Here is a 4,438-nt window from a genome sequence, read left to right as displayed (position 1 = left end):
AAACCCCTTCGATTCGATCATCGGCCCCAAAACGGCCGAACAGATACTTTCTGGCTCACAACCATCGTCTCGAAACAAACGGGCAGGAGGAACACTGTTTTCTGACAGTTCTTACTACACTTAAGGATAGGCCAAACCATCCCACCCCAAATGGACAATTCAGATGAGCGCGGCTGCAGTTTATGGCGAGTTTTTTATGAATCCGTGGCAAAAGGCGGCCCGATGACACCCCGTCTACGGCGGACGAGTCAAGAACTATTGGGTGCCAGGGCTTAGTATTGACCTGACCCGTAGCCCATTTTCGGAGCGCAGACTTTTGGCCTCGCCGACCTCATTCCAGTCGCAGATATATCGGTCCTTGCCCGAAATCGAGAGGGCCGATGCGATTGTCGACAGAATCACCACGGCCATCGCCCTCGGGTTGCTCAAAGTAGGGGAACGCCTGCCCCCCGAAGCGGCACTGTCGGAAATGTTTGGGGTTGGCGGCGCGACCCTTCGCGAAGCTTTGGGGGAACTGCGAGAGCGTGGAGTCGTGGAGACTCGCAGAGGCCGGAGCGGGGGATCCTTTGTCGTGAATCAGCCGCAAACCCAGACCGACACAATACGGGATTGGTTTCTGTCGACGTCCATTTCGGAAATACGCGACATCGGAGATGAACATTCCGCTATATCCGCCACGACCGTCCGTCTCGCCTGTGAGCGCGCGGAAGCACGCGACTTCGACCGGCTTCAGGAACTTGCTCGGGCCTTAGTTCTGGCCACGACTCCTGAAGGGCGTGCCCCGGCCGACAGCCGCTTCCACATTGAGTTGGCAGTCTCCGCCCAATCACCGAGGCTTACCGATGCCGAAATCCGACTTCAGGAAGAAACAGTTCAACAACTATGGACGCCCGTCGCTGCGGCACTTGACCCGGAACCGGCAACCGCTGAACACTTGGAATTGGTCCGGGCAGTGGCTCTGGACCAACCAGAAAAGGCACAGAAACTAGTGCTTGAGCATATCAAGCGAAACATCTTCCATCTCATTGACACGAAACTCACCCTCGGTTATGTCCAATCGATTCAGGATGGCCAATGAACCCCACCACTGAGGTCGAACGTGCCGCCAAGGCCCTCACTTCCTGGATTAACGGCGTCTCCACCGAGACCGAGAAACTCTCCAGAAACGTTGCCGCGCTGCTTGAACGAAATCTCGTCGGCAAGTCTAAGGTCCATAAAGCTGCTCTGGCCGGATTGGACGAAGTCTCTCGGGAGTTCTTGACGAAAAACACTTTTGCTGTCGGCGCTGGGACCTTCTTCGCGGCGGCATCCGGTGAGGAAGGCATCCGAGCTTTGGAATGGTGGTCGCGCAAGGAATCCGGCGCCATAGGAAGGCTCGATTTTGACCTGACTCCAGGCAGCAATCGATACTACGACTACGAGAAGCTACCGTTCTTCTCGACGGCCGCTTCCACAGGCAAGCAGACCCTTTGGGGCCCATACGTAGACTTTCTCGGCTTCGAGGAGTACATCCTTACATTCGCGGCTCCGTTTTCCGTCTATGGAGATTTCATGGGGGTGGCGGCATGCGACATTCGGATCAAGGACCTGGAACCTCTCATCATGCCAAACCTGCTTGTCATCCCAAGCGATGCAGCCCTCGTCAACGCCAGTAACCGCGTCATTCTCGGCAATTCCGGAAGGTACTTGGTTGGCGAACGAGTCAAATCAAAAACTCCAGACCAGCATCGAATGGCTCTGGATGTTCCCCACCTCGGGCTCTCGTTGATCTACACCACCTAGCCTCGGAGCGCCGGAAGCAGGCGGCGGATCAATGTTAAAATTCATGCCCTGAATGATTTGATACGTCAGCGTGCGGTGGTTGCCTGACAGGGCATGTTGTCGGCTACACGATACCCACGCGGTTCGAGGCTGTTTTTTGGCGAGGTAGGGCTTTTAGGTTCGGGTTTGTCCGCCAGCTGGACGGGGTCGGCTTCCCGCCGGCTGGTCGCGGCGGCGCCAGTTCGTTTCGCTGAGGAGTCTGGCAGGCGTGGACGCTTATGAGAGGGATTTTTCAGCCTCAACGTCTACGTTGGGACTGACTTGGTTGGCCCGAGAAGTGCTTCTTCGTCTGACAAGTGACTACGAGGCAAAAAAATTAGCCATGGAAAAAGCTATCAGAATAGAGCTTTAAGGATGTAATCTCTGAAGTGATCTGTTTCACAGGAGACGTCACGTGAACGATCCGACGTCCCTGCAGAGATCGCAGACCGGATGAAGAAGCACCTCTCCGAGTTCGACACCCCCGCGAATTCGACCCCCCTATGGCGTCTTCCTCAACGACCGCAATGGCTCACTTATTGCCATTCAGATTCGACAAAGGACTCCCCACATGTCTCAACTCAAGCCACACGATTCGAGCGGTCTCAGCGACTTTGGCTACAAGCAGTCGCTCTCGACCGGGACTATCGGTAAATTCGCCAGCTTCGCCGCTGGCGTCAGTTACATTTCCATCCTCACTAGTGTTTTTCAGCTTTTCTACTTCGGCTACGGCACCGGAGGACCGGCCTATTGGTGGACCTGGGTCCTAGTATTCGCCGGCCAGCTGATGGTCGCGCTCTGCTTCGCCGAGCTCGCGGGCCGATATCCGATCGCCGGCGCCGTATACAACTGGGCCAAGCAGCTTGCCTCGAAAACGACGTCATGGATGGCAGGCTGGCTGATGCTGATTGCATCCATCGTTACAATCGGCGCTGTTGCACTTTCTCTTCAGATCACGATGCCGCAGATCTGGCAGGGCTTCCAGATGGTAGGTGACGGAAGCGGCCCCTACGACTTCGCGGTCAACGGCGTTCTGCTTGCAACGATCCTCGTCACATTCACGACACTCGTGAATGCGTTTGGCGTCAAGCTGTTGACTAGGCTCAACAGCATCGGCGTATTTGTGGAACTCTTCGCGGCCGTGTTCCTCGTCCTCGCTCTGGCATGGCATGTAGTGCGCGGGCCCGGGGTCGTCTTCGACACCCAGGGAATCGGTAAAGGCCAACCCCTCGGATACTTCGGTGCCTTCATTATTGCAGCCATGGCTTCCGGCTACGCCATGTACGGTTTCGACACCGCCAGTTCTCTCGGGGAGGAAACCAAGGACCCGAAGAAAACCGCGCCAAGGGCAATCATCAGGGCTGTAACGGCGTCCTTCGTCCTGGGGGGAGCGGTGCTTCTCGCTGCTCTCCTCGCTGCTCCGGACCTGTCCGACCCCAAACTCGGGGAAGCGGATGGAGGCCTGCAGCACATCGTCCTGTCGGTCCTCGGAGACCCCTTTGGCAAGGCCTTCCTGATCTGCGTAGTGGTGGCAATCACTGTCTGCGCACTCGCCGTCCACGCCGCCGCCATCCGCATGATGTTCGCCATGGCGCGGGATAATAACTTGCCGTTCAGCCGCCAGCTTGCGAGAGTCCACCCGGTTCGCAAAACCCCCACGGTGGCGGCCATCACCACTGGCGTTCTCGCGATCATTCCACTGCTGCTCAATATCGGCCAGCCCGCCATCTTCACCATTCTTTCCAGCATTGGAATTGTCCTGATCTACCTGGCCTATCTGCTGGTCACCGCTCCAATGCTCCGTAACAGGTTCCTGAAAAAGTGGCCGCTGGCTGACAATGGGGCAGAGACTGGCTTCAGCCTCGGTAAGTGGGGCTTTATCGTCAATCTCATTGCTGTGGTGTGGGGAGCTGCTATGACTGTCAACCTGATCTGGCCCCGGCCGGAGATCTACAACTCTGTGCCTCCGTTCGAGTGGTATTTCCAGTGGGGCGGGGTTATGTTCGTCGGATTCGTGGTTGCGGTCGGTCTCCTGCTGTACAGGCTGCGTATCAGGCACCGTACAGGTGTCCTGGAAGAACATGCGGCAGCCGTGCTGGCGTCTGCTGATGTTGTTGCTGATGAGGACGATCAGCTTGACCCTGCAATGGTCTAATTCAATTCCGCAGAGACAGGAAGGTAGATCGGCAAATGAGCGGTCTACCTTCCTGTCTCTGCGCCAGGGAGTCTACGGTACTTGCTTGTTCCTACCTACATATCTTTCATTGGCGTTTTGTACTGACGAAACGTCGTCTCCCGGTAGCGACCTTAATCTCTGAACTGGATGGCCCCGTGGGCCAAAATGGCACAGGCCACGATAGGCGTTGCTGTGTAGCGGCGTGTGTCGAATCACCACCTTTGTAGCAGTGCGCGAGTTTTCCGCATGCTTGTTTGCTGCCGTCTACGAGCCCACTGTTGATGGAACTGATGAACTCCAACACGAATAATTCGAAAAAAGACTGGACTATATGAATTAGGTGGCGTAGTTTTGCAGTGGGACGCCGGGTAGGTGACTGGCATCACACCAGGGGGGGTCGGGGCGGAGCACGCCTGGTCCTTCAGGTATCTGGGGATGTCGGGTTTGCCGGCGGTCCCACTC

The 4,438-nt window shown here is 56.6% G+C and carries 3 protein-coding genes; all 3 read left to right on the top strand.

The features are described from left to right. Positions 1 to 358 precede the first annotated feature (358 nt). The 3 genes from OS914_RS17755 (at position 359) to OS914_RS17745 (ending at position 3,955) form a co-directional block, all read left to right on the top strand. Entirely contained in the window at positions 359 to 1,078 is a 720-nt protein-coding gene (locus OS914_RS17755) for a FadR/GntR family transcriptional regulator (protein WP_267547386.1), read from the top strand. Next, a complete protein-coding gene (locus OS914_RS17750; RefSeq protein ID WP_267547385.1) occupies positions 1,075 to 1,782 on the top strand; it encodes a cache domain-containing protein in 708 nt (235 codons plus the stop codon). The genes OS914_RS17755 and OS914_RS17750 overlap by 4 nt, the downstream gene beginning before the upstream one ends. Before the next feature lie 589 nt (positions 1,783 to 2,371). Further along, complete coding sequence (locus tag OS914_RS17745; RefSeq protein ID WP_267547384.1) at positions 2,372 to 3,955, top strand: APC family permease; 1,584 nt, start codon at positions 2,372 to 2,374, stop codon at positions 3,953 to 3,955. Positions 3,956 to 4,438 lie beyond the last annotated feature (483 nt).

It is taken from the genome of Arthrobacter endolithicus, assembly GCF_026627425.1.
In the GTDB taxonomy this organism is placed as follows: domain Bacteria; phylum Actinomycetota; class Actinomycetes; order Actinomycetales; family Micrococcaceae; genus Arthrobacter_M.
The sequence above is the reverse complement of the archived record's forward strand: the minus strand, read 5'-3'. Positions and strand labels throughout refer to the sequence as shown.

Coding starts and splice junctions, on each gene's coding strand:
- OS914_RS17745 (WP_267547384.1), top strand. CDS start 2,372: ATGTCTCAACTCAAGCCACACGATTCGAGCGGTCTCAGCGACTTTGGC.
- OS914_RS17750 (WP_267547385.1), top strand. CDS start 1,075: ATGAACCCCACCACTGAGGTCGAACGTGCCGCCAAGGCCCTCACTTCC.